This is a genomic window from Roseomonas sp. E05 (genome assembly GCF_030063475.1).
GTDB lineage: Bacteria > Pseudomonadota > Alphaproteobacteria > Acetobacterales > Acetobacteraceae > Pseudoroseomonas.
In genome coordinates this window covers 184,325-207,269 of sequence record NZ_JASIRT010000007.1, presented here as the reverse complement: position 1 = coordinate 207,269, position 22,945 = coordinate 184,325, and the positions used below count along the sequence as shown (strand labels likewise).

Below are 22,945 nucleotides of genomic sequence, written 5' to 3'. Positions count from 1 at the left end.
AACGCGCCTTAGCGCGGCAACCCGATCAGGAAGGCTGCTGGGCATCACCCGGGCTGACCTTCAGGCGGCGCGATAGGCTCCTCCGCTCAGGAGAGGGGCGCATGTGCTGGACTCCGCCTCCACAGCGATGTCCACGTCGCCGGAGAAGCCTCTGTCCATGAGTTCGCGCCCCGACGCTGAGGTGCGGATCAACCCTGACAAGTCATCCACGGCTGAACGGAAAGCTCGGCATGCGACCTGCGCTTCGGGTGAGCAGGGCAGCGCCAGGTGGTGGATGATGGCACCGGCACCCAGCAGGTCCTCAATGGCTGGGCGCAAGCTGCCGTCCGGCCAGAGCTCTCCTGCCGGGATCACGCCTATCGTGCCGCTGCCTGCCATCTTGTGGGCTGCCTGTGCCACGGCGGCGGCGTTGCGGAGGCAGCCGGCTATGACCGGCGTGCCGCCGCAGGCCAAGGACAGCCGCGCGCCATTGGGCGAGGGCAGCATGAGCTTCGTTCCGGCCGGAATGGACCGCAGGCTGATCGGTGAGAGGCTGAATTGCCCGCCAGCAGCCCGGCGCGGCTGCGCCAGCACCGCGCCCGCACGGTCTGCCGCGGCTTGTGCAGCGTTCCGCTCGCCGGTGGGGAAGGGGAAGACGGCCGCGCCCCTGGAAACCGCCACGTCCACAGCCGTCGAGAAGGAGAGCACGTCCACAATGACCAGCACGGACACCTGCTCCCGCAGGGCCTCGATGCCAGCCATGCCCCATTCCGCCAGAACCGCTTCCACCCGGCACCGCCCGACTTCGCACATGCCACCGTAGCTCAGCTGCACGGCTCTGTCCGCTCCCCACGCTTCCGGATGGAGTTTTCATGCTGGCATGGCGACCCCGGTCTCCGGGCGGCGATGCCGGACTTGTGTGAGGGACAGTGTTGATCCTGCCTGCTACGCCGTGATCGCCTTGCTCCATGCCATGGGGAAGGCCCCGCGCAGCCAGGAGGGAGCGATGGCCATCAACTGGTCGATTCTTGTACCCGTATCCGACGACACCACCATCCCGACCTACGGCAACTACGGCGGCCCAGGATATTCCAATGGCGAGGTGCTCGCCACGCCCGACCAGCCGGTCGATTACTCGGCGCCGCCGGTGGATGCCCTGGACGCCTTGTTCCGCTTCCACGACATGGCCTACGACTCCCCAAGCACCGAGGTGCGGGCGGAGGCCGACCTAGCCCTCATCCACGGCATCGAGGGCCTTTCCCGCACGGCTCTTTCCGGCGAGGAAAGCCTCTATGCCGGCGCCGCGATCCTGTTCGGCCTCGGGCTGATCACGGAGGTCAACGACCATCCGGAACTGTTGAATCCGCTGGAGGTCTTCGTCGCCACCAGCACCGCCCTGCACGACATCCACTACGGCCTCGCCCATCTGGAGCCGGATGACCAGGCGGCGCTGCAGACCTGGCTGGTGAGCACCGGTGGCGCGGCGCTGGAACTCCTGTAGCCGGCCGCAGCGGCCAGGCAGCCGCCAGCCCTGGAGAGCAGGAGCCGTTCCGCTTTCCTCGCATGGCAGCGTTCCACGCCTTGGCGGCAGGCCGGGCGCGCGTCATCTCCTGGTACGAACCCGGCGCGCCGCCAATGGCGCGGCGGGGCCGAGGAACCGGACGAGAGCATGGCACGCGCAACCCCCACGACCCCTCCGGAACGGCCGGACCAACTCAGCACCTCCCTGCGGCGCAACATCCGTGCACTCGAGCAGCGCCGGCAGCGCGAGGCGAGCAAGGCCAGCCTGGAGGAGCGGGTCGCGCAGGCGATCACCAACTTCACCGGCAGCATGGTCTTCGTCTATCTGCACCTGGCGCTTTATGGCGGCTGGATCCTGGTCAATCTCGGCCTTGTCCCCGGCGTGCCGCGCTTCGACCCCTCCTTCGTCACGCTGGCCATGGCGGCCTCGGTGGAGGCGATCTTCCTCTCCACCTTCGTGCTGATCAGCCAGAACCGCATGGCTGCGGCGGCCGACAAGCGCGCCGAGCTGGATCTGCAGATCGGTCTGCTCTCCGAGCATGAGTTGACCAAGCTGACCCGCATCGTCGCGGCCATTGCCGAACACATGCATATCGAGGTCGGGAAGGATTTCGACCTGGAGGAGATCAAGCGCGACGTGGCGCCCGAGGCCGTGCTGGACGAGATCGAATCCACCCAGAAGACCGGCTGAGGAGGGCCGGAAGGGCCGGCGGAGCGCGCGGCCCCGCCGGCTGTGGTTCAGACGCGCATCGGCATCAGCACGTAGAGCGCTTCCGGCTTCGACGCATCCACCACCACGGTGGGCGCGGCGCCGTCGGCGAAGCGGAACTCCACCTTGTCGCTGATCTGATCGGTGATGTCGGCCAGGTAACGCGCCTGGAAGCCGATCTCCAGCGGGGTGGAGCCGTAGGAGACGGCGCCGTTGTCCAGCTCCTCCTCCGCCTGGCCCTGGTCGGGGCTGCTGGCGGTCAGCGTCAGGCTGTCCGGCTTCAGCGAGAGCTTCACCGGGCGGGAGCGCTCGGAGGAGATGGCGGCCACGCGCGCCACCGCCTCGGCGAAGGCGCGCTTGTCCACCGTCATGATCTTGTCGTTGCCGCGCGGGATGACGCGCTCGTATTCCGGGAAGGTGCCGTCGATCAGCTTGCTGGTCAGGTGCACGCCGCCGAAGGCGAAGCGGATCTTGGTATCGGAGAGCTTCACCTCGACCGGTTCGCTGGTCTCGTCCGCCAGCTTGCGGATCTCGTTCACCGTCTTGCGCGGCACGATGACGCCCGGCATCCCCTCCGCGCCCTCCGGCAGCGGCTCCTCGACGCGGGCGAGGCGGTGGCCATCGGTGGCGACGGCGCGCAGCACCTTCTGGCCCTCCACCTCGGTGGCATGGACGTAGATGCCGTTGAGGTAGTAGCGCGTCTCCTCGGTGGAGATGGCGAACTTGGTGCGGTCCACCAGCTCGCGCAGCATGGCGGGCGTGATGACGAAGCTGTGCGGCAGCTTGCCCTCGGTCATCGAGGGGAAGTCCTCCACCGGCAGCACCATCAGGCTGGTCGCGAAGCGGCCGGCGCGCAGCGCCAGCGGCGCGTCGCCGCCCGGATGGTCCAGCTCGACCTTGGCGCCGTCCGGCAGCTTGCGGACGATCTCGTAGAGCGTCGCGGCCGGGGCCGTGGTGCGCCCGGCGCGCGCGACGGTGACGTCCGGCACCGCCTCGACGATCGCGATCTCCATGTCGGTCGCGGTCAGGGTCAGGCCGCCGTCCTGCGCCGCCATCATGACATTGGCCAGGATGGGGATGGTGTTCCGCCGCTCCACCACGCTCTGCACATGCGCGAGCGCCTTGAGCAGCACCGCCCGGTCCACCGTGAACTTCATGGCTTGAGCAACCCCCCGCGCGGAAGGGGCGCGCCGGCTGCGCGCCCGAATTCGAAGATTGAAAGCAAGTTGCCCTCTCTACCAGCCTGAAACTGCCCGGGAAAGGCAGAGGGCGGAACTCTCTGCACGGCCATGGGTTGAAACCCCACCATGCGCGAGAACCTGACACCGCCCGTCGCCCCCTGGGCGACCGACCGGCCCGCCATCCTGGGGGAAGGACCACGCGGAGCCCTGCTGATGTTCGTCGGCGAGCAGCCGGGCGACGAGGAGGACCGCAAGGGCCGCCCCTTCGTCGGGCCCGCCGGTCGGCTGCTCGACCGCGCCCTGGAAGAGGCCGGGGTGGACCGCAAGGCCTGCTACGTCACCAACGCGGTGAAGCACTTCAAATACGTCATGCGCGGCAAGCGGCGCCTGCACCAGTCGCCCGATGCCGGCGACATCAAGCTCTACCGGCCCTTCCTGCTGCAGGAGGTCGAGAGCGTCGCGCCGCATCTGATGGTGGCGCTCGGTGCCACCGCCACCCATGCGCTGATGGGCAAGAAGCTGCCGCTGCTGAAGCTGCGCGGGCAGGTCTTCGAAGGGCCAGGGGACCGGCCGGTGCTGATCACCGTGCATCCGAGCTTCCTGCTCCGCCTGCCGAACCCGGAGCTGAAGGAGGCCGAATACGCGCGGTTCGTGCAGGAACTGGCCTTCGCCGGGCAGGCGGCGAAGCAGGGGCACGCCCCCTGACAGCAAAGGCCGCGGGGCGCTGCCCCTCGGGCTCCCCGGCAGGAACCTGAGGTTCCTGCACCTCCCCTCCATGTTAGCCTCGCCCGCCGAGCATCGGAGGGGGGCCATGGCAGGAGTGTTGCTCTACGGCGCCAGCTACAGCGTCTATGTGCGCGCGGCGCGGCTGGCGCTGGCCGAGAAAGGGATCGCTTACCGGCTGGTGCCGGTGGATGTCTTCGCGCCGGGCGGTCCCCCGCCGGCACATCTCGAACGCCATCCCTTCGGACGCATTCCAGCCTTCGAGCATGACGGCTTCCGGCTCTACGAGACGGGCGCCATCACCCGCTACGTCGATGAGGCCTTTCCCGGCCCGGCCCTGCAGCCCGATCGGCCGCGGCCGCGCGCACGGATGAACCAGGTCATCGGCCTGCTCGACGCCTATGCCTACCGGCCGCTGGTCTGGGACATCTATGTCGAGCGGGTCTCGGCGCCACGGCGCGGGCGCGCCAGCGACGAGGCGCGCATCGCTGCGGCACTGCCCCGCGCCGCCCTCTGCCTTGCGGAACTGGAGCGGATCATGGGCGAGGGACCCTATCTTGCCGGTGATTGCCTCAGCCTGGCCGACCTGCATGCGGCGCCGGTCTTCGCCTATTTCCTTCTCGCGCCCGAGGCGGTTGCCCTGATGTCCGAGCGCCGGCGCCTCTGCGCCTGGTGGGCCCGCATGGCGCCGCGCCCCAGCCTGCTCGCGACGCAGCCCTGATGGCGGGGTCCGGGGTGACACTGTCACCCCGGCGGAGGGGGGCTGGGGGAGGCGGCGCCTCCCCCAGGGGTGTCACGGCGCGTGCCGGTCCAGCACCGCGTCCGGCAGGGCCATCACCCGGGTGGACCAGGTCCAGAGCAGCCAGCATTCCACCTGCCGCCCCGGGAAGACCTGCCGCAGCAGGGCGCGATAGGCCGCCATCTGCCTGAGGTAGAGCGCCGGCACCTGCGCCACCTCCTCGGGCGGCGGGCGGTTGGTCTTGTAGTCCAGCACCACGATCCGGTCGGGGCGGATCAGCATGCGGTCCACCTGGCCGGCGAGCGGCTGGCCGTTGACCCGCCCGGCGATCGGCGCCTCGGCCAGGGCCTCCGGGCCGAAGACCTCCCGCAACTCGGGATGCTGCATCAGGCGCATCACCTCGGCCAGCGTCGCGGCGCGGTCGCTGGCGGAGAGCCCGTGCCCGGGCCGGTCGAGAAAGCGGGCAGCGACCTCGGGCCGCTCCTCCGGCGGGAATTCCGGCAGGTGCTGCAGCAATGCGTGGATCAGCCGGCCGCGGCGGAAGCGCTCGCCGGTCGGGTCGGCGCGGCCATGCGGGGCGGCGGTGGGCGTCTCCTCCTCGCCGGGCAGGGCGGAGGGCGAGAGGGTCAGCGCCTCGCTCTCCGGCGCGGCCGGGCGACCGACCCAGGCCGGCAGCGGCGCCGCCTCGGCGAGGGCGTCGTGCGGCGCATCGGGGCGCGGCGTGGCGGTCTGCGGGCAGGCGAAGCGGCGCAGTGGGCCGGTGAAACTCGCGGCCGCCGGGCCGTTGAAGGCGGAGACCTCGAAGGGCGCCTCCTCCGCGCCGGCCAGCCGGGAGAAGCCCTGGGCGACGAGGTCGTACCAGCTCCCCGGCCTGGGGTCGCCCCAGGCGCAGACCAGCAGCCGGTCCTCGGCGCGGGTGAGGGCGACGTAGAGCAGCCGGTTCTCCTCCGCCTCGCGCGCGGCGGTATCGGCCTCCAGCAGCGCGTTCCAGGCGGGGGCGAAGAAGTCCTTGCGGCTGCGCGGCGCCCAGAAGGGCAAAGGCGGGTCGGACTCGTCCCAGCGCACCGCCTTCTCGCCGCGCCCGCTGCCGACATCGGGGATGATGACCACCGGCGCCTGCAGCCCCTTGGCGCCATGCGCCGTCATCAGCCGCACCGCATCGACGCCGGATTCCGCCTCGCGCCTCACCTCGGCGCCGCCGCGCCGCAGCCATTGCACGAAGCCCTGCAGGCTGGGCGGGTGGCGGCCCTCGTAGGTCAGCGCCGCGTTCAGCATCTCGTCCAGCGGGTCGGCCACGTCGGGGCCGAGCCGCTCCATGATGCGCGCCCGCCCGCCATACTCGCCCAGCACCTCGGCCAGCAGCGTGTGCGGGGTGACGAGGTCGGCGCGGTCGGCGAGGTCGGCCAGCCAGTCGGCGGCGTGGCCGAGGGCGGTGGCGCGGCCGCGATGCTCCAGCAGGCGCCACCAGAGCGGCTGGGTGCGGCCGCGCGCCAGGTCGCAGAGCTCGGTCTCGGAGACGCTGCAGAGCGGGCTCTTCAGCACCGCCGCCAGCTGCAGGTCGTCCTCCGGCAGCAGCAGCACGTCGCAGAGGGCCAGCAGGTCCTGCACCGCGATCTGCTCGATCAGCCGCAGCCGGTCGAGCCCGCCGACCGAGACGCCGCGCGCCTTCAGCGCCCGCACCAGGAGCCCCGAGAAGCCGGTGCGCCGGCGCAGCAGCACCAGGATGTCGCCGGGGCGGATCTTGCGGCCGCCGCGCGAGGGCAGCGTCTCATGCGCCACCATCTGGGCGATGCGGGCGGCCAGCGCCTCGGCCATCAGCGCCTCGGCGTCGTTCTCCGCCACCGGCTCGTCCGGCACCTGCCAGGGCTCCAGCACGGCGGGGGCGGGCTTGGCCAGCGGCGGCCATATCTCCACCAGCCCGGCCTCGCCCTCGCGGTCGGCGCGGTGCTGCAGCACATGACCCTCGGGCACCACGCCATGCCGCGCCGGGCCTTCGGCGAAGACGGCGTCCACCAGCGCCAGCACCGGCATGGTGGAGCGGAAGGAGACGTTCAGCGGCACGGCGGCGAAGTCGGCACCGGCGGCGCGCACGGCGGAGGAGAAATGCTCCTCCCACCGCCCGAAGCCGGCGGCATCCGCGCCCTGGAAGCCGTAGATCGACTGCTTCTCGTCGCCCACCGCGAAGACGCTGCGGATGCTGTTCTCGTCCCGCGTGCCGGTGCCGGCGAAGAACTCGCCGGCGAGGCGCGCGGCGATCTCCCACTGGTAGGGGTTGCTGTCCTGCGCCTCGTCGAGCAGCAGGTGGTCCAGTCCGCCATCGAGCTTGTAGAGCACCCAGGCGCTGCCGGGGTCGTAGAGCAGGCCGCGCGCCGCCTGGATCAGGTCGTCGAAATCCACCGCGCCGATGCGCGCCTTGCGTGCCGTGTAGCCGTCCAGCACGGGCTGGGCGAGGGCGAGCAAGGCCAGGCTGGCGGCGTGCAGGCGCCAGGCCTTGCGGCTTTCCTCGACGGCATGGACGCGCTCCGCCTCGGCCGCCATCAGGTCCTGCGTCTCCTGGTGCCGGTCGCGCAGGCCGCCCTTGGTGGCCAGCGACTTGCGCGGTGTGCCCTCGGTGGCGGTGAGGAAGATCTCGGTCCAGTCCTCCCAGCGGGCGGCGCGCGCCTCGGTGGGCAGGGCGATCCAGGCCTTCATGGCGGCGCCGCGCGCGCGGTCATTGGCATTGCCGCTGCCGGCGAGCAGCGCGGCGGCACGCACCATCTCGGTGCCGACCGCGGCGGCGGCCTCGGCCACCGCCTCCGACTCGCTGCCCTGCGGCGGCAGGCCGAGGCGGCGGCGCAGCACGGCGTCGCAGCCGCGCAGGCCGCCGGCCTGGGCAATGGCGGTGCCCAGCCGGTCGCGCTCCTTCACCAGGGCGCGCAGCGTGTCGGCGAAGTCCTCCGCCGAGCCAAGCCCGGCCATGGCCTCGATCGCCTCGGCCGGGAGCTGGCCGGAGGCCAGCGCCGCCTCGCGCGCATCGGCCAGCATGGCGGCGGCCTCGGTCTCCTCGATCAACGTGAACTGCGGCGGCAGCCCGGCCTCCAGCGGGAAGCCGCGCAGCAGCGACTGGCAGAAGGCATGGATGGTCGCGATCCGCATCCCGCCGGGCAGCTCCAGCACCTCGGCGAAGAGGGCGCGGGCGCGGCGGCGCGTCTCGTTGTCCGGGCGCTGGCCGGTCAGCGCCTCCAGCGAGGCGTCCAGCGCGGCATTCTCGGCCACCGCCCATTCGCCGAGGCGGCGGGCCAGGCGCGTCGCCATCTCGGCGGCGGCGGCCTTGGTGAAGGTGAGGCAGAGGATGCGGCCGGGCTTCGCCCCGGGGCGAAGCAGCAGGCGCAGCACGCGGTCGGTCAGCACCTTGGTCTTGCCGGAGCCGGCCGAGGCGCCCACCCAGGCCGAGGCCAGCGGGTCCGAGGCGCGGCGCTGCGCGGCCTGGGCGGCGGCGCGGGGCGAAAGGGCGGTGCTGCTCATCCCGCGCATTCTAACCCAGCGGGCCGTCCGGCGCGACGGGCACATCCGCGGGAGGCGCCCCGCCCCGCAGGACCCCCAGGCAGGGGGAAGCTCAGTCCGCGCCCAGGCTGCGGCCGCGCGCCGCCGCCAGCACGATCCCGGCCGGGACGCTGGCCCAGGCCTCGCCCTCCGGCCGGGGCGCGACCGCCAGGGGGGCCAGGTCGCCTTCCGCTTCCAGCCAGTGCAGCCGCCACTCCGCCATGATGCCCTCCTGCCGCATCCCGCCCCAGGGACGCCGCGAACCCCGCGGCGATTCGACTTTCTCCCCTGATCGCGCCGGGCGGCGCAAGCCGGGGGAAGGATTGTCTCCCACAGCGCGCTGGCGGAGCATAACCTGCTGAACGGACGCGAAACTTTGCCAAACATGCCTCTTTCGCGCGCCGTCCGGGGCCGGTCAGGATCGGGCGCATGAACACGCATCGCGCCTCGCCACGCCCCACCCGCCGCGGCCTGCTGATCGCCTCTGCCGGGCTGCTCGCCGCTCCCGCCATCGCCCCCGCCAATGCCTGGGCCGCCGCCCCGGCGTTGCGCGTCGGCAACCAGAAGGGCGGGCTGCGCTCGCTGCTGGAAGCCTCCGGCGTCGCGGAGGGCCTGCCCTATCCGATCGAATGGAGCGAGTTCCCCGCCGCCGCGCCGCTGCTGGAGGCGCTGAGCGCCGATGCGCTCGATGTCGGCACCATGGGCGACCTCGCCTTCCTCACCGTCTTCCAGGCGGGCGCGCCGCTGCGCGCCTATGCCGCGACGCGCGCCGATCCGCGCTCCCAGGCCATCCTGGTGCGCGGGGATTCCCCCTTCCGCAGCCTCGCCGACCTGCGCGGCAAGCGCATCGCCGGCAATCGGGGCGGCTGGGGGCATTTCCTCATCCGCGCGGCATTGAAACAGGCGGGAATGGCGCCTTCCGATATCGATCTTGCCTATCTCGGCCCCGCCGACGCCGCGCTCGCCTTCCGCTCCGGCGCGGTGGACGCCTGGGCGATCTGGGAGCCCTATGTCTCGATCGAGGTGCAGCATTTCGGCGCCCGCGTGGTGCAGGACGGCACCGGCCTCACCCCCACCATCAGCTTCCTGGCCGCACACCAGAATGCGCTGCGCGACCGCCGCGAGGCGCTGGCCGACCTGATGCGGCGGCAGCGGGCGGGCTGGGCCTGGGCGGCGCAGCACATTCCCGAATACGCCGCCACCAACGCCCGGCTGACCCGCCTGCCGGAGGCGGCGGTGCGCCGCGCCTTCGCGGTGCAGCGCACCCGGGCCATTCCGCTGGACGCCGCCGCGGTGGCCGAGTTGCAGGAGGCGGCGGACCGCTCGCTGGAATTCGGCCTGCTCCGCGAGCGCCTGGAGGTCATGCAGGCGCTGGATACCAGCTTTCCGCTGGACGCAGCGGGCTAGGCCGGAGCCGCGTGCGGGAGTGCCGCTGCCGCCCCGGGCCGGGCGCGAAGCCCGGCTCCACGGCCACGGGACGGCATTTCGTACGCAACCGAACAGCCGGCGCCCGGTGCGCCGCCTAGATTGCGGCCATGAACAAGATCTCTCCTGCCGGCTGCGGCACCGTGCTCCAGGGCAAGCGCATCCTCGTGGCCGAGGATGAGGTGCTCATCTCGATAATGCTCGAAGATGCCCTCATCGAAGCGGGGGCGCTGGTGCTCGGGCCCGCGATTTCGGTGCCGGACGCCCTTCGGCTGCTGGATGCCGCGATGGGTGATGGTGGGGTCAGTGCTGCCTTGCTCGATCTCAAGCTGGGGAGGGGCGGCGCCGGCTGCCTCGCCGATGCGCTGGCCGAGCGGGGCGTGCCTTTCATTTTCGCGACGGCCTATGGCGCCTGCCGGGAAACCGAGAGGCACAGGGCGGTGCCCGTCCTCGCCAAGCCCTACTTTCCGGACGACGTGCTGCAGGCGCTCGAAACCGTCCTCTCCGCCCGCGCATAGCAGCGGTGGCCGGCGGGGCGGATTTTCCACGACCCGGGGGCGCTTTCTTGCGGATATGTGCGCTTCCGCACTAACAGCGACGCCGGAGGATCTTTAAGTGGAACTCATCGTCCGCTGAAGTTCCCGGCGCGGGTGGCAGAGAGATACGTGCGCTCCCGCCGATCACTTCATGGCAGGAGTTCCTCCTGGCACCCTCCACCCCTCCTCACATCCACGCCGCGCAACCGCCTGCTCGCCGCCCTGCCGCCGGAGAGCCTGGACCGGCTGCGTCCTTTCCTGACGCAGGTTGATCTCTCCATCCGCGAAATCCTGCACGAGCCGGAAGTCCCGATCACTGCGGTCTACTTTCCTGAGCAGGAGTGGGCCTCCATGCTGGCCACGCTGGAGGACGGGGACGGTGCCGAAGTGGGTCTCATCGGTTTCGAGGGGGTCATCGGCCTGCCAGCCCTCCTTGGCGAGCCATGCGACGACCTCGAGGCCATGGTGCAGAACCCCGGTGCCGCCTACAGCCTGAGCGTGGAGGCGCTGCGGGAGGCGATGGAGGCCGATCCCGCGCTGCGGCAAATGCTGCTGCGCTATGTCCTGGCCCATCATGGCCAGGTGGCGCGGACCGCCGCCTGCAACGGGCGCCACCAGACCGAACAGCGCCTCGCGCGCTGGCTGCTGATGGCGCATGACCGCGCGGAAGGGGACACGACTTCCCCATGACGCACGAGTTCCTCGCGATGATGCTCGGCCTGCGCCGCGCGGGGATCACGGTGGCGGCCGGCGCGCTGCAGCGGGCGCATCTCATCCGCTACGAGCGGGGCCGGATCGAGGTCACCGACCGGTCCGGCCTCGAAGCGGCCTCCTGCGAATGCTATGGCATCGCGTGCCGCGCCTTTGACCGCCTGTTCAGACACCCGGTCCGCGGCAGGGCGGCCTATCGCGGCTAGAGCAGATCCCGTTCCGATGGCATCATCGGAACGTGTGAAGATGCTCGTCAAAACAAACGGCTGGAGCATTTTCCGTGAGCCAGAGCGAACGGAAAATGCTCTAGCCTCGCCCGCGCCGCCTCGGCGTGCGCGGGCCCGGCGGCGGCGCTTCAGCTCTCCTCCGCGGCGCCCCATTCGGCGAGGCGCGCCAGATGGTCGTGGTCGGTGCGCTGCGGGCGCCGGCGCGGATGCGGCCGGGAGATGAAGCGGCGGCGGCCGAGCAGGAAGCCGCGCACCAGCTCCACCGTGTTGTCCAGCGCGTCGGCGGCCAGCGCGGCGGGATCGGCCTTCACCGGCTGCACCTCGCCCGGCGTGCTGCCGCCGGTCAGCCGCCAGTGCGCCAGGGCCGAGACGGCGTGCGGATCGAGATCCCTGAAGCCGCCGGCCTCGGCGATCGCCGCCTCCAGCGCCATCTGCGGCGCGCGGCCGTCCATGATTTCCTTGGTGGTGGGCGGCGTGCCGGTCTTGTAGTCGATCAAAGCGAGGCTGCCGTCGGCCAGCTCGTCGATGCGGTCGGCGCGCACCTTCAGCCGCACCTGGCCCTCGGCGATGTCGAGCTGGCCGGGCACCTCGGCATGGCGGCGGCGGATGCGGTGGCCGGCCTGCGCCGCCTCCTCCAGCGCCACCACGAAGTCGCCGATGCGCCGCAGGCGCGGGCGCCAGAAGGCGAGCAGGCCGGGGCGCGCGGCGGCATCCTCCAGCGCATGGGCGGCGGCGTCCCCGAACCATTCGCGGGCGGTGGCGAGCCCCGGCCAGCCGCCCGGCGCGGCGGCGAGGCGGCGGGTCCAGCCGGCCAGCGCCTGGTGCACCACCTGGCCGTAGTCCGAGGCGCCCACCTCGGCGTCCAGCGGCTCGAAGGGGATCAGCCGCAGCACGTGGCGGGCATAGAAGCCGTAGGGGTCGGCCATCAGGTCGGCCACCTCGGTGACGCTGATCTCGCGCGGGCGGTTCTCCACCGGCGGCGAGGGCGCGGGGCGGGGGCAGGGGCGCACCACCGCGGGCATGTCGAGCCGCGCCGCCCAGCCGGCGGCGGGGCTGCGCGGCAGGGCAAGCCCCTTGCCATCCGGCCCGCGCTGGCCGGCGAGGAAGGTTTCCAGGCGCGTCAGCCAACGCGAGGGCACGGTGGGCGCGCCGGCGCGCTTGCGGGCGCGGGAGAGCACCACGCGCGGCGCCGAGGCGGCCAGGAGAAGAAAATCGGCGGCGACGCGGCCGATCCGCGCCTCCGGCTCCGGCAGGCCGAAATCGGCGCGCATCGGGCGGCTCATCCAGGGGCCGGGATCGGTGGCGTGCGGCCAGACGCCTTCCTCCAGGCTGCCGAGCACGGCGAGGTCGAAATCCTGCAGCCGCGCCTCCAGCAGGCCGAGGATGGCGATGCGCGGATGCTGCTGCCCCTCCCGCCCGCGGCCCATGCGCACGCTCGGCGCCACCGGCCCGGCCAGCAGGGAGTCGAACAGGGCTGGCCAGGCGGCGGCGCTCATCGGCGGCAGGGCGCGCAGCGCGGGCGGCAGGTTGGCGAGATGGACGGCCAGCGGCTCGCCCTCCTCGCCGGCATAGAGGCGCAGCCCCCCGGGCCGCTCGCGGGTGGTGGCGAGGCGCTCGGCGGCGTCGAGATGCGCCTCCAGCAGGTCGGCGGGCGGCAAGGCGGGGCTGGGCGGCAGCTCGGCGAAGCCGTCCAGCGCCGTCTCCAGCGCCTCGATCAGCCGCATCACCTGGCTGAGCAGGGCGGCGTCCTTCTCGCGGCGGAAGGCTTCCGCGACGCGGGCGCGCAGCCCCGGCAGGCCGGGGGCGGGGCGGGGGCCGCGCAGGGCGCGGCGCTCCAGCAGGCGCACCGCCTCCATCCAGTCCGAGCGCACCATGCCGCCGGCGGCGAGCGGGTGCTTCAGCAAGGCCAGCAGCGGCACCGGCGCGAAGCCCTCCGCCACCGCCTGGGCGATCAGCCGCAGGAAGGCGCCGGTGGGCGTCTCGCCGAGCGGCTGGCCGGCGGAATCATCGGCCAGCACGCCGTGGCGCATCAGCTCGGCGGCGACGCGGCGGCCGAGGTCGCGGTCCGGCGTGATCAGCGCGGCGCGGGCGCCGGGATGCTCCAGCGCCTCGCGCAGCAGCAGGGCGATGGCCACCGCCTCGGCCTGCACGTCCGGCGCCTCGAGGTAGGAGAGGCCCTTCAGCGCCGGCTGCCAGTGGTCAGGCCGGCGGTTCAGCCAGGCCTCGATGCCGTCGGCCGGGCGCAGCGAGCAGGAGATCAGCTCGGCGCGCCGCTCCAGCGCCGGCTGGCCGGCGCCATTGCCGGGCCAGGGGCGCAGGTCGGCCGGGGTGGCGTCCATCGCCGAGAGCAGCCGCACCTGGCCGGAGAGCGGATGCGTCGGGCTGCGCCCGATGGCCTCCCAAAGCTCGGCCGACTTCACCTCGCCCGGCCCGTGCAGCACCACGGCGCCGTTCTTCATGCGCGCCACCACCCGCAGCAGGGCGGCGGCGGCCGGGATGGTGCCGCCGGCGCCGATGCCGGCGGCGATGACGGGATGCTCGGGCGGGTGCTTCTTCCAGAGCTCAGCCTGGGCGCGCAGCGCGGCGACGCGGCGCGGGCCGATATCCATCAGCTCCTCTTCCCTCAGCCAGGCCTCCCAGGCGTCCAGCACGCCGCGCAGGAAGGTCAGCGTCACCTGCCAGTGGGTGGCGAACTCCTCCGGCACCAGCTCGGAGAGCCTGCCGTCATCCACACCTTCCAGCGCCACCTCGTCCATCAGCTCGGCCAGCGCGGTGGCGAGGCCCCAGGCCTGCTCGGGCGAGTTCGGGCCGCCGTAGCGGGAGGGCAGGCGCATGACCATCTCGGTCAGCACCGCCTGACGGCGGGAGGCGTCCACCGCCGGGGGCAGGTCGAGCAGGGTGGGCAGCGCCAGCTCGTCCGCCTCCTCCGTGGAGAGGCCGGTCAGCGCGCGCATGCGCGGCAGCAGCAGGGTCTGGTGGCCGGCGGTGCGCAGGAAGGCCTCGCGCAGGGCCAGCGCCGAGCGACGCGTCGGCAGCAGGATGGTGGCGCGGGAAAGGGCCAGCGGATCGTCCAGCCCGACCCATTGCAGCACGCCCTCAGCGAGGGTCGGCAGGAACGGCAGATGCGCCGGGATCTCGTAAAGCCGCATGCTGGCGCCCCCTCCTTGAGAGGCTCCCAGGATAGGGCGCCGGGCGGGGGAAGCCAAACCCGGCGGCGCGGCTTCCCGGCCTCAGCCGCCCTCCGGCCGCAGTGTGTAGAGCACCGCCACCCCGCCGAGATAGACGGCCACCACCACCCAGCTGTCGAGCCCGAGCCGGCCAAGGGTCATGTCCTTCCGCTCGATCAGTCCGGCAAGGTAGATCAGCGTGACGGCGGTGCCCAGCAGGGCGGCGAAGACGGAGAAGGAGCCGACCTCGTTGAGCACGAGGCCGCTTCCATAGGCCGCGTCGATCAGGAAGATCAGCGCGATGTCGATGATGTTGGTGCCGAAGATGTCGGCATAGGCCATGACGTAGCGACGCAGCCGGACGGCGGCGAGGACGGTGCTGATCTCCGGCAGGGAGGTGGCGAGCCCCACAAGGACCGCGCCCATCAGGCTCGACCCGAGGCCGGTCTGCGCGGCCAGCGCCTCCCCTGTGCGCGCCAGGAGGAAACCGGCCACCACGATGACGGCGGCAACAAGGGTGGTCAGGCCGATGGTGGCAGGGAGGCTGCGCGTCTCGCCGCGCGCGTCCCGCTGCTCCTTCGCCTCCGGCTCGGGATAGGGGCGCCAGGCGCCCTGGCCCTTGTAGCGCGAGACCATGGCCAGCATCAGCACCGCCGTCAGCAGGATGCCGGTGCTCCAGGCGCCCAGATTGCCGACCAGGGCGACGTCGCCCACCGTCACGGCCGCGGCCACGCCGCAGAGCAAGAGGCAGCAGAAGGTGCCCTGTAGCAGCACCGTCGGCTTGGCAATGGCGGCCGAGATGGCGCCGCGCCGCAGCGCCGCGTCGCCGATGGCGATGATCACCACCTGCAGCGCCACGCCGCCAAGCAGGTTGTTCACCGCGAGCGCCGCGTCGCCGGAAAGGCCGGCGGTTGCCGAGACGGCGATCTCGGGGAGGGATGTGACGCCGCCGAGCAGCAGCATGCCAACCAGGGCGGTGCCGAGCCCGGTCATGTCCGAGATGTCGTCGGCATAGCGGGCAAGGCGGGCGCCTGCCATCCAGACGAACGCGGCGGCGGCCAGGAACAGGGTGATGTTCAGCCAGAGCGGGTTGTTACCGAATTCAAACCAGGACATGGAGGGCCAACCAGCCAGGCAGAGTGCGGTTGCTGCATGTTTTTGCCGGCGAGGTCGGTCGGCCAGCCCGGAAGGGGATGGAAGGCGCGCCGCATTCTTGATAATGCGAAGCATTCTGATCTGCGCGACCTGGCACGGCCTCAGCGGCCGGCCCAATCCAGGACCATCCGATGCCTGACCCTTCCCCGCGCCGCCATTCCCTGCGGCTTGCCGCCTGGCTGCTGGGCGCCACCGCGCTGGTGCCGGCGCTTCCGGCCCTCGCCCAGGACACCACCGCACCAGGGGGTGCCATGGTGCTGCCGGAAGTCAGCGTCACCGGGCGCGGCGAGAGCGCGCTCGACCCGGTGCGCGGCTACGTCGCCAACCAGGAGATCACCGGCAGCAAGACCGACACGCCGCTGATCGAGAACGCGCAGTCCATCTCCGTGGTACCGCGCGACCTGATCGACGCGCGCCAGGCGCAGACGCTGGGCGAGGCGCTGCGTTACACGGCCGGCGCCCGCACCGAGAACTACGGCACGGATTCCCGCACCGACTGGTTCCAGCTGCGCGGTTTCAACGCGCAGGACAACGGCATCTTCCTCAACGGGCTGCGCTTCAACACCGGCTATGCCGGCAGCGTCTTCGAGACCTACGGGCTGGAGCGCTACGAGGTGCTGCGCGGGCCGACCTCGGTGCTCTACGGGCAGATCGCGCCGGGCGGCCTCGTCAACATGGCGCAGCGCCGGCCGACCGACTTCGCCACCGGCGAGGTGCGGCTGACCGCCGGCAGCTACGGGCGGCTCCAGGCCCAGGGCCACAGCAGCGGTCCGCTGACCGCCGACGGCAAGTGGCTCTACGGCATCACCGGCCTGCTGCGCGACAGCGACACCAATGTGGACAATGTCGAGGACGACCGCATCTTCATCGCGCCGACGCTGACCTTTCGGCCGGATGACAACACCAGCCTGACGCTGCTCACCTACTATCAGCGCGACCGCACCTCGGGGAACCAGTTCCTCCCCTATGAGGGCACGGTGGTGCCGACGCCCTATGGCTATATCAGCCGCAACCGCTTCACCGGCGAGCCGGACTTCGACCGCTTCAACCGCACGCAGTACGGCGTCGGCTACGAGCTGGCGCACCGCTTCAACGAGGTGTGGTCGGTGCAGCAGAACCTGCGCTACAGCCACACCGAGATCGACTGGGACCAGGTCTATGGCATCGGCCTGGCCGCGGACGGGCGCTCGCTGAACCGCTATGGCTACCGCGTCGGGCTCGACGTCAACACCTTCCAGGTGGACAACCAGGTGAAGGCCGAGTTCACCACCGGTCCGCTGCGGCACACCGTGCTCGGCGGCTTCGACTACTCGCAGATCTTCTACCGCAACGCCCAGGCCTTTGCCGCGACCAGCTCGCTCGACCTGTTCCAGCCGGTCTATGGCAGCGCGGTGCCGAACCTCAGCACGCCGAGCCTGAACGACCGGCAGGTGACGACGCAGTACGGCCTCTATGCGCAGGACCAGATCCATTTCGGCCGCTTCGTGCTGACCGCCGGCATCCGGCAGGACTGGGCGCTGGCCGACGTGGAGAACCGCGTCGGCGGCACCACCCGCGAGCAGAACGACAGCGCCTTCACCTGGCGCGCCGGGCTGGTCTATGTCGCGGACAGCGGCCTCGCGCCCTATGTGTCCTATGCCCGCTCCTTCCAGCCGCAGATCGGCGTGGACCTGCGCGGCAACGGCTATGACCCGCTGGAGGGCGAGCAGTACGAGGTCGGGCTGAAGTACCAGCCGCCCGGCATCAACAGCTTCATCCAGCTCGCCGCCTTCCACCTGACGCAGAAGAACACGCTGACCGCCGATCCGAATGGCGGCGCCTTCGACCAGGTCGCGCTGGGCGAGATCCGCGTGCGCGGCGTCGAGCTGGAAGGGCTGGCAGACCTCGCCAACGGGCTCAGCCTGATCGGCTCCGCCACTTTCCTCGACCCCGAGATCACCGAGAGCAACACGGCGGGCGAGCAGGGCAACCGCCCGAGCGGCGTGCCGAAGACGGCGGCCGGGCTCTGGGCCGACTACCGCTTCACCCGCTTCTCCGGCCCGCTCTCCGGGCTTGGCATCGGCGCGGGTGTGCGCTTCGTCGGCAACACCGCCGCCACCAATACCGGTGGCGCGGTGGTTCCCTCGGTGACGCTGTTCGATGCCGGCATCCGCTACGACCTGTCGAAGCTGAGCACGTCCATGCAGGGGCTGGAAGTGGCGGTGAACGCCAGCAACCTGTTCGACACGCGCTATGTCAGCCGCTGCTCCACCGAGGCGAGCTGCTTCTACGGCAACCGGCTGAACGTGCTGGGCAGCCTGAGCTACCGCTGGTGAAAAAGCAGGGGCGGGGCCTGGCTCCGCCCCTCACCACATGCTGTTGCGCGCCCGCTCCGGCCATTCCCGGTCATAGGCCTCGCCGCCGACGCGCCCTTCGCTCATGCCGGCCAGGATCTGCCCCGGCGTCGGCAGGCTGGCCGGGTCCACCTGGCTTTCCGGCTTCCACAGCCCGGCGCGGATGATCGCCCGCGCGCACTGGAAATAGATCTCCCCCACCTCGATCACCATCACCGTGCGGGGCGGCTTGCCCTCCACCGCGAGGGAGGCGAGCAGTTCCGGGTCGGCCTCCAGATGGGCGCGGCCATTCACCCGCAACGCGTTGCCGCTGCCGGGGATCAGGAACATCAGCGCCACGCGCGGGTCGCGCACCACGTTGCGCAGGCTGTCGATGCGGTTGTTGCCGCGCCGGTCGGGCAGCAGCAGGGTGCGCGCGTCCCGCACCCGCACCACTTGGCCGCGGTCGCCGCGCGGCGAGCAGTCCAGCCCTTCCGGCCCCACGGTGGCGAGCGCCACGAAGGGCCCGGCCTCGATGATGCGCCGGTATTCCGGGGTGACGTGGCCGGCGACCTTGGCGGTGGAGGCCTCGCCCACCGCCCCCAGGGCGCCGTAGATGGCTTCCAGTTCCTCGATCGTGCTGATGACGGCCATGCCGGGGCTTTCCTTCCTGGGCGACGCCTGCGTGAGTTTTCCGCTTCGCTGCCCATCGGTGTAGACGGCATGGCGGGCTGCGGCTATGCAGTTGTTCCATCGCATTCGTGCAGAAGGCTCACGAAAGGCCGGGCATGCGACGCCGCCTTCCGCCGCTCTCCGCCCTGCGCGCCTTCGAGGCCGCCGCCCGGCTGAACTCCGTCACCCGCGCCGCCGAGGAGCTGGGCCGCACGCATGGCGCGGTCAGCCGGCAGATCCGCAGCCTGCAGGAGGAGGCGGGCCTTCCGCTGTTCGACAAGGCCGGCACCGGCATCCGCCTCAACGCCCAGGGCGAGGCGCTGCGGCGCGTCGTCGCCGGCGCGCTGGACGCGCTGGAGCAGGGCTGGGACAACCTGCGCGACGAGGCGCGCGGCCCGGCGGTGCATGTCGCCTGCAGCGCCACCTTCGCCATGCGCTGGCTGGTGCCGCGGCTGGCGGGCTTCTACCGCGCGCATCCCGCCATCCGCGTGCGGCTCTCCATGACCTCCGCGCGCGAGCTGCGTCACGAGGGCGCCGACCTGGTGATCGCCTGGGACCGCGCCTCCTATCCGCCGGCCGACCGGGCGCGTGCCATCCGTCTGGGGGAGGTGGCTTTCGGGCCGGTCTGCGCGCCCGGCTATCCGGCCAGCGCGGAAGCGGAGGCGCTGTGCACCCCCGTGCGGATCGCGCACGAGCACACCGGCCGGGCCTGGGATCTCTGGCAGGCGCGGACGGGCCTTGCCCTCGCCTGGCAGACGGAGCTGCGCTTCCCGCACACCCATCTTTGCCTGGAGGCGGCGCGCAGTGGCCTGGGCGTGGCGCTGGTGGAGCGGCGGATGGCGCGGGAGGAACTTCTGCAGGGCCGGCTGGTCGCGCCCTGCGGTTTCGCTGCCTTCGAGGAGGGGCTTGCCGCCATTCCGCTCAGCGGGCGCGCCGGCTCCGTGGCGGCGGCGGCCTTCCTGGCGTGGATGCAGGGGGCGCTGGCGGAGGAGGCATAAAGAAAGTCCGGGGGAAGGAATTCCCCCGGACCCCCATCTTCTTTTTGTCAGTTTGGCGTGGCGCGGGCCGCTCGCGCAGGAAACTCGAAGAAAGAAGAAGAGGGTTCGGGGGAATTCATTCCCCCGATCTTGTTCCGTCCCGCAGCAGGGCCGCCAGCCCGTGCATGATGGCGGCGGTGGCGCCCCAGACATAGTGCCGGGCATGCGGCCAGACGTAGAAGCTGCGCCGCTCGCCGCGCCAGATCGCGGTGCGGGTTTCCGGCAGGGCGGGATCGAGCAGCGGCGCCAGCTCGTACTCGAAGGCCAGTTCCACCTCGTCCGGCGCCGGCACCAGGTTCAGCGGCGGCTCCACCAGGGCCAGGATCGGCGTGATGTGGAAGCCCGTGCCGGTAACATGGCCGGGCAGGCGGCCCAGGACCTCCGGCATGCGGGGGTCCAGGCCAATTTCCTCCGCCGCCTCGCGCAGTGCCGCCTGTTCCGCGCTCTCGCCTGGTTCGATGCGGCCGCCGGGAAAGGCGACCTGCCCGGCATGGCTGGACAGCCCCGAGGCGCGCAGCGTCAGCAGCAGGGTGGGAGAGGGATGCAGCACCACCGGCACCAGCACCGCCGAGGCGATGCCCTCGGAGGCGCCGGATTGCGGCACCTCCGGCCAGAGACGGCCGGGCTCCGTCAGGCGTTGCCGGACCGCGGAGGCATCCAGCGCCGGAGCGAGCGGAGCGGGAAGGGAGATCACTCGGCGGCGGCGTCGGTGGTGTGTGTCTCGACCGGCATCTCGTCGATCGGGAAGAACACGCCCTCGCTCCAGACGCCGAGCACCTCGCGGCCCTGCACCGTCTCCGGCTCGGCCAAGGCCACCAGCTCGTAGAACACGGCGCGGTTGATGCGAGCCTCCAGGCCAGGGCGCACCATCAGATAGGGGCGTGGCTCGCGTGAACGGGGGTCGATGGTGATGCGAATCGGGTGATCGGCGTCGGCGGTGACCATCTCGTCCAGATTGGTGCGGAAGGTCAGGCACTGGCGGCCGTCGCAGCGGCGCCAGAACACTTCCACGGCAACGAAGGGCGCATCCTCGACGGTGATGCGGCCGCGCTCGACGGGGGTCTCCAGCCAGTAGCTGCCGTCCGGCTCGCGCCGCAGCACGGAGGCGAAGAGGCAGACCATCTCCTTCCGCCCGATCGGACTGCCCCGGTAATGCCAGGTGCCGTCCTTGGCGATGCGCATGTCCAGCGCACCGCAATCATGCTTAGGTCGTCCGCCCGGGCCGCTGGCCTTTCGGAGGGGCGGTTGCGTGGCGGTCCGTCCGCACGCTGTGCCGGATTGTTTCAATGCTTCGTCCATGCGCCCGACGGGCATTAGGCTTCCCCCTTCGGCTGCATCGCGTTCCATGTGGGCCAGAAGCTGGCACATCACGAAACCGGCAGGCTGGCCAGGATGGGCCGGCTTCCAATATCCGGGACGTATATAAGGAGGCGCACTGGTATGGTTGAAGTGGCGGACCCCACCGATCCGAACATCCTGCTCGCGGAAGTCGAGGCCCTGGGGGGCCGGCTGGCCCGTGTTCGCGAGGCGGTCGGGCGCGTCATCTTCGGCCAGGCCGAAGTGGTGGAGCAGGTGCTGATCACCATCCTCTCCGGCGGCCATGTGCTGCTGGTGGGCGTACCGGGCCTGGGCAAGACCAAGCTGGTGGAGACCCTTGGCACCGTGCTCGGCCTGGCCGAGAGCCGCGTGCAGTTCACCCCCGACCTGATGCCGGCCGACATCCTGGGCAGCGAGGTGCTGGAGGAGGGGGAGGATGGCCGCCGCGCCTTCCGCTTCATCAAAGGCCCTGTCTTCTGCCAGCTTCTGATGGCGGACGAGATCAACCGCGCCTCTCCGCGCACGCAGTCGGCGCTGCTGCAGGCCATGCAGGAGCGCAAGGTGGCCATCGCCGGCGCGGTACACCCGCTGCCCGGCCCCTTTCACGTGCTCGCGACGCAGAACCCGATCGAGCAGGAGGGCACCTACCCGCTGCCCGAGGCCCAGCTCGACCGTTTCCTGCTGGAGGTCGAGGTCACCTATCCCGACGAGGCGGCCGAGCGCGCCATGCTGCTGGCCACCACCGGCGCCGCCGAGGCGCGTCCCGTGCCGGCGATGACGGGGCAGGAGCTGATCGCGGCGCAGGCGCTGATCCGCCGCATTCCCGTCTCGTCCGGCGTGCTGGACGCGATCCTGGCCCTGGTGCGCGGCGCCCGGCCGGAAACGGGCACGCTGCCCGCCGTGCGGCAGCATCTGGCCTGGGGGCCGGGGCCGCGCGCGGCGCAGGCGCTGATGCTCTCCGCCCGCGCCCGCGCCGTGCTGGACGGGCGGCTGGCGCCCAGTGTCGAGGATGTGATCGCCCTGGCCGAGCCGGTGCTGCGCCATCGCATGGCGCTGAACTTCGCCGCCCGCGCCGATGGGGTGAAGCTCGCGGAAGTGATCGGTGCGCTGAAGGCCAGCCTTGGCTGAGGCCGCCGCGCCGCCGCCCGCCGCCGCTGCCCTGCGCGCCGAGGCGCTGGGCGGACGGCTGCCGCCGCTGGTGGTCGCCGCCGAGCGCGTCGCCGCCACGGTGATGCAGGGCGTGCACGGCCGCCGCCGCGCCGGCCAGGGCGACGCCTTCTGGCAGTTCCGCCCCTATCTCGCGGGAGACGCGGTCGGCCGCATCGACTGGCGGCAGAGCGCCAAGTCCGACCGCCTCTTCGTGCGCGAGACGGAGTGGGAGGCGGCGCAGACGGTGGCGCTGTGGCGCGAGGCCGGACCGACCATGCGCTGGCGCGGCGGCCCGGACCGGCCGGAGAAGCGCGAGCGGGTGGAGCTGCTGCTGCTGGGGCTGGCCTCGCTGCTGCTGCGCGGCGGCGAGCGGGTGCGGCTGCTGGGCGGCGCGCGCCGCGCCTTCGCCGGGCGCGGGGCGCTGGCCGCCACGGCGGAGGCGCTGGCCCGGCACGATGCGCCCCCCGCCGATGAAAGCCTGCCGCGCCACGCCCGCGCCGTGCTGTTCAGCGACTTCCTGGCGCCGCTCCCGGAAATCCAGGCAAGGGTTGCGGCGCTGGCCGCGCAGGGCGTGCGCGGTCACCTCCTGCAGGTGCTGGACCCGGCGGAGGAAACCCTGCCCTATAACGGACGGGTGCGCTTCGAGGGCCTGCTGCAGGCGGAACAACCGCTCCTGCTGCCTCGCGTTGAAGGGGTAAGGGCCTTGTACGCGGAGCGGCTGGCGGCGCATCGGGCGGGGCTTTCCGCCATTGCCGGCGCCGTCGGCTGGTCCTTCGCCACCCATCGGACCGACGCGCCGCCGGAAGCGGCGCTGCTGGCGCTCTGGCAGGCGCTGGCCCCTGGCTGAGCAGAAGGACGCCATG

The 22,945-nt window shown here is 72.0% G+C and carries 21 protein-coding genes; 12 read left to right on the top strand and 9 right to left on the bottom strand.

Annotated elements, in window-relative coordinates; translation table 11 throughout:
• Positions 1-60: 60 nt before the first annotated feature.
• Complete coding sequence (locus QMO56_RS10315) at positions 61-813, bottom strand: 2-phosphosulfolactate phosphatase (protein ID WP_283525460.1); 753 nt, start codon at positions 811-813, stop codon at positions 61-63.
• Between the two features lie 172 nt (positions 814-985).
• Here QMO56_RS10315 and QMO56_RS10310 point away from each other — a divergent pair, with 172 nt between their 5' ends.
• Both QMO56_RS10310 and QMO56_RS10305 read left to right on the top strand, forming a co-directional pair.
• Complete coding sequence (locus tag QMO56_RS10310; protein ID WP_283525459.1) at positions 986-1,480, top strand: hypothetical protein; 495 nt, start codon at positions 986-988, stop codon at positions 1,478-1,480.
• A gap of 168 nt (positions 1,481-1,648) precedes the next feature.
• Positions 1,649-2,191, top strand: a complete 543-nt coding sequence (locus QMO56_RS10305) for a DUF1003 domain-containing protein (RefSeq protein WP_283525458.1) — start codon at positions 1,649-1,651, stop codon at positions 2,189-2,191.
• A gap of 47 nt (positions 2,192-2,238) precedes the next feature.
• Here QMO56_RS10305 and dnaN read toward each other — a convergent pair whose 3' ends face one another.
• On the bottom strand, positions 2,239-3,366 hold the full coding sequence (gene dnaN, locus QMO56_RS10300; protein ID WP_283525456.1) for a DNA polymerase III subunit beta: 1,128 nt from the start codon (positions 3,364-3,366) through the stop codon (positions 2,239-2,241).
• 150 nt (positions 3,367-3,516) lie between these two features.
• Here dnaN and QMO56_RS10295 point away from each other — a divergent pair, with 150 nt between their 5' ends.
• Both QMO56_RS10295 and QMO56_RS10290 read left to right on the top strand, forming a co-directional pair.
• Positions 3,517-4,095, top strand: coding sequence for a UdgX family uracil-DNA binding protein (locus tag QMO56_RS10295; protein ID WP_283525454.1), 579 nt, complete (start codon positions 3,517-3,519; stop codon positions 4,093-4,095).
• Positions 4,096-4,201: 106 nt separating this feature from the next.
• Positions 4,202-4,834 carry a glutathione S-transferase family protein gene (locus QMO56_RS10290; RefSeq protein ID WP_283525453.1) on the top strand — a complete coding sequence of 211 codons (633 nt, stop codon included), beginning with the start codon at positions 4,202-4,204 and terminating at the stop codon, positions 4,832-4,834.
• A 72-nt stretch (positions 4,835-4,906) separates the two neighbouring features.
• Here the strand turns inward: QMO56_RS10290 and addA are convergent, their stop codons facing one another.
• Positions 4,907-8,356, bottom strand: a complete 3,450-nt coding sequence (gene addA / locus QMO56_RS10285) for a double-strand break repair helicase AddA (RefSeq protein ID WP_283525452.1) — start codon at positions 8,354-8,356, stop codon at positions 4,907-4,909.
• 91 nt (positions 8,357-8,447) lie between these two features.
• Positions 8,448-8,597 (bottom strand): hypothetical protein, encoded by a 150-nt coding sequence (locus tag QMO56_RS10280; protein ID WP_283525451.1) that lies wholly within the window; start codon positions 8,595-8,597, stop codon positions 8,448-8,450.
• A gap of 206 nt (positions 8,598-8,803) precedes the next feature.
• On the opposite strand from QMO56_RS10280, the gene QMO56_RS10275 reads away from it, so the two are divergent.
• The 4 genes from QMO56_RS10275 to QMO56_RS10260 all read left to right on the top strand — a co-directional run bounded on the left by QMO56_RS10275 (position 8,804) and on the right by QMO56_RS10260 (position 11,252).
• On the top strand, positions 8,804-9,781 hold the full coding sequence (locus QMO56_RS10275) for an ABC transporter substrate-binding protein (RefSeq protein WP_283525449.1): 978 nt from the start codon (positions 8,804-8,806) through the stop codon (positions 9,779-9,781).
• A 128-nt stretch (positions 9,782-9,909) separates the two neighbouring features.
• Positions 9,910-10,317 (top strand): response regulator, encoded by a 408-nt coding sequence (locus QMO56_RS10270; RefSeq protein ID WP_283525447.1) that lies wholly within the window; start codon positions 9,910-9,912, stop codon positions 10,315-10,317.
• A gap of 147 nt (positions 10,318-10,464) precedes the next feature.
• Entirely contained in the window at positions 10,465-11,025 is a 561-nt protein-coding gene (locus QMO56_RS10265) for a Crp/Fnr family transcriptional regulator (RefSeq protein WP_283525445.1), read from the top strand.
• Entirely contained in the window at positions 11,022-11,252 is a 231-nt protein-coding gene (locus tag QMO56_RS10260) for a helix-turn-helix domain-containing protein (RefSeq protein ID WP_283525443.1), read from the top strand. Before QMO56_RS10265 ends, QMO56_RS10260 begins: the two co-directional genes overlap by 4 nt.
• Positions 11,253-11,401: 149 nt before the next feature.
• Here QMO56_RS10260 and addB read toward each other — a convergent pair whose 3' ends face one another.
• Positions 11,402-14,422: a double-strand break repair protein AddB gene (gene addB / locus QMO56_RS10255; RefSeq protein ID WP_283525441.1), complete on the bottom strand. Its 3,021-nt coding sequence runs from the start codon at positions 14,420-14,422 to the stop codon at positions 11,402-11,404.
• A gap of 81 nt (positions 14,423-14,503) precedes the next feature.
• Complete coding sequence (locus QMO56_RS10250) at positions 14,504-15,556, bottom strand: sodium:calcium antiporter (protein WP_283525440.1); 1,053 nt, start codon at positions 15,554-15,556, stop codon at positions 14,504-14,506.
• A gap of 170 nt (positions 15,557-15,726) precedes the next feature.
• Here QMO56_RS10250 and QMO56_RS10245 point away from each other — a divergent pair, with 170 nt between their 5' ends.
• Positions 15,727-17,910: a TonB-dependent siderophore receptor gene (locus QMO56_RS10245; protein ID WP_283525438.1), complete on the top strand. Its 2,184-nt coding sequence runs from the start codon at positions 15,727-15,729 to the stop codon at positions 17,908-17,910.
• A gap of 30 nt (positions 17,911-17,940) precedes the next feature.
• Here the strand turns inward: QMO56_RS10245 and QMO56_RS10240 are convergent, their stop codons facing one another.
• Positions 17,941-18,561, bottom strand: coding sequence for a pyridoxamine 5'-phosphate oxidase family protein (locus QMO56_RS10240; RefSeq protein ID WP_283525436.1), 621 nt, complete (start codon positions 18,559-18,561; stop codon positions 17,941-17,943).
• Between the two features lie 134 nt (positions 18,562-18,695).
• On the opposite strand from QMO56_RS10240, the gene QMO56_RS10235 reads away from it, so the two are divergent.
• On the top strand, positions 18,696-19,577 hold the full coding sequence (locus QMO56_RS10235; protein WP_283525435.1) for a LysR substrate-binding domain-containing protein: 882 nt from the start codon (positions 18,696-18,698) through the stop codon (positions 19,575-19,577).
• 115 nt (positions 19,578-19,692) lie between these two features.
• Here QMO56_RS10235 and QMO56_RS10230 read toward each other — a convergent pair whose 3' ends face one another.
• Positions 19,693-20,310, bottom strand: a complete 618-nt coding sequence (locus QMO56_RS10230; RefSeq protein WP_283525433.1) for a CoA pyrophosphatase — start codon at positions 20,308-20,310, stop codon at positions 19,693-19,695.
• Positions 20,307-20,798 (bottom strand): DUF1285 domain-containing protein, encoded by a 492-nt coding sequence (locus QMO56_RS10225; protein ID WP_408906517.1) that lies wholly within the window; start codon positions 20,796-20,798, stop codon positions 20,307-20,309. Before QMO56_RS10225 ends, QMO56_RS10230 begins: the two co-directional genes overlap by 4 nt.
• A gap of 258 nt (positions 20,799-21,056) precedes the next feature.
• On the opposite strand from QMO56_RS10225, the gene QMO56_RS10220 reads away from it, so the two are divergent.
• Entirely contained in the window at positions 21,057-22,061 is a 1,005-nt protein-coding gene (locus QMO56_RS10220) for a MoxR family ATPase (RefSeq protein WP_283525431.1), read from the top strand.
• Positions 22,054-22,929 (top strand): DUF58 domain-containing protein, encoded by an 876-nt coding sequence (locus QMO56_RS10215; protein ID WP_283525430.1) that lies wholly within the window; start codon positions 22,054-22,056, stop codon positions 22,927-22,929. Before QMO56_RS10220 ends, QMO56_RS10215 begins: the two co-directional genes overlap by 8 nt.
• Positions 22,930-22,945: the final 16 nt, after the last annotated feature.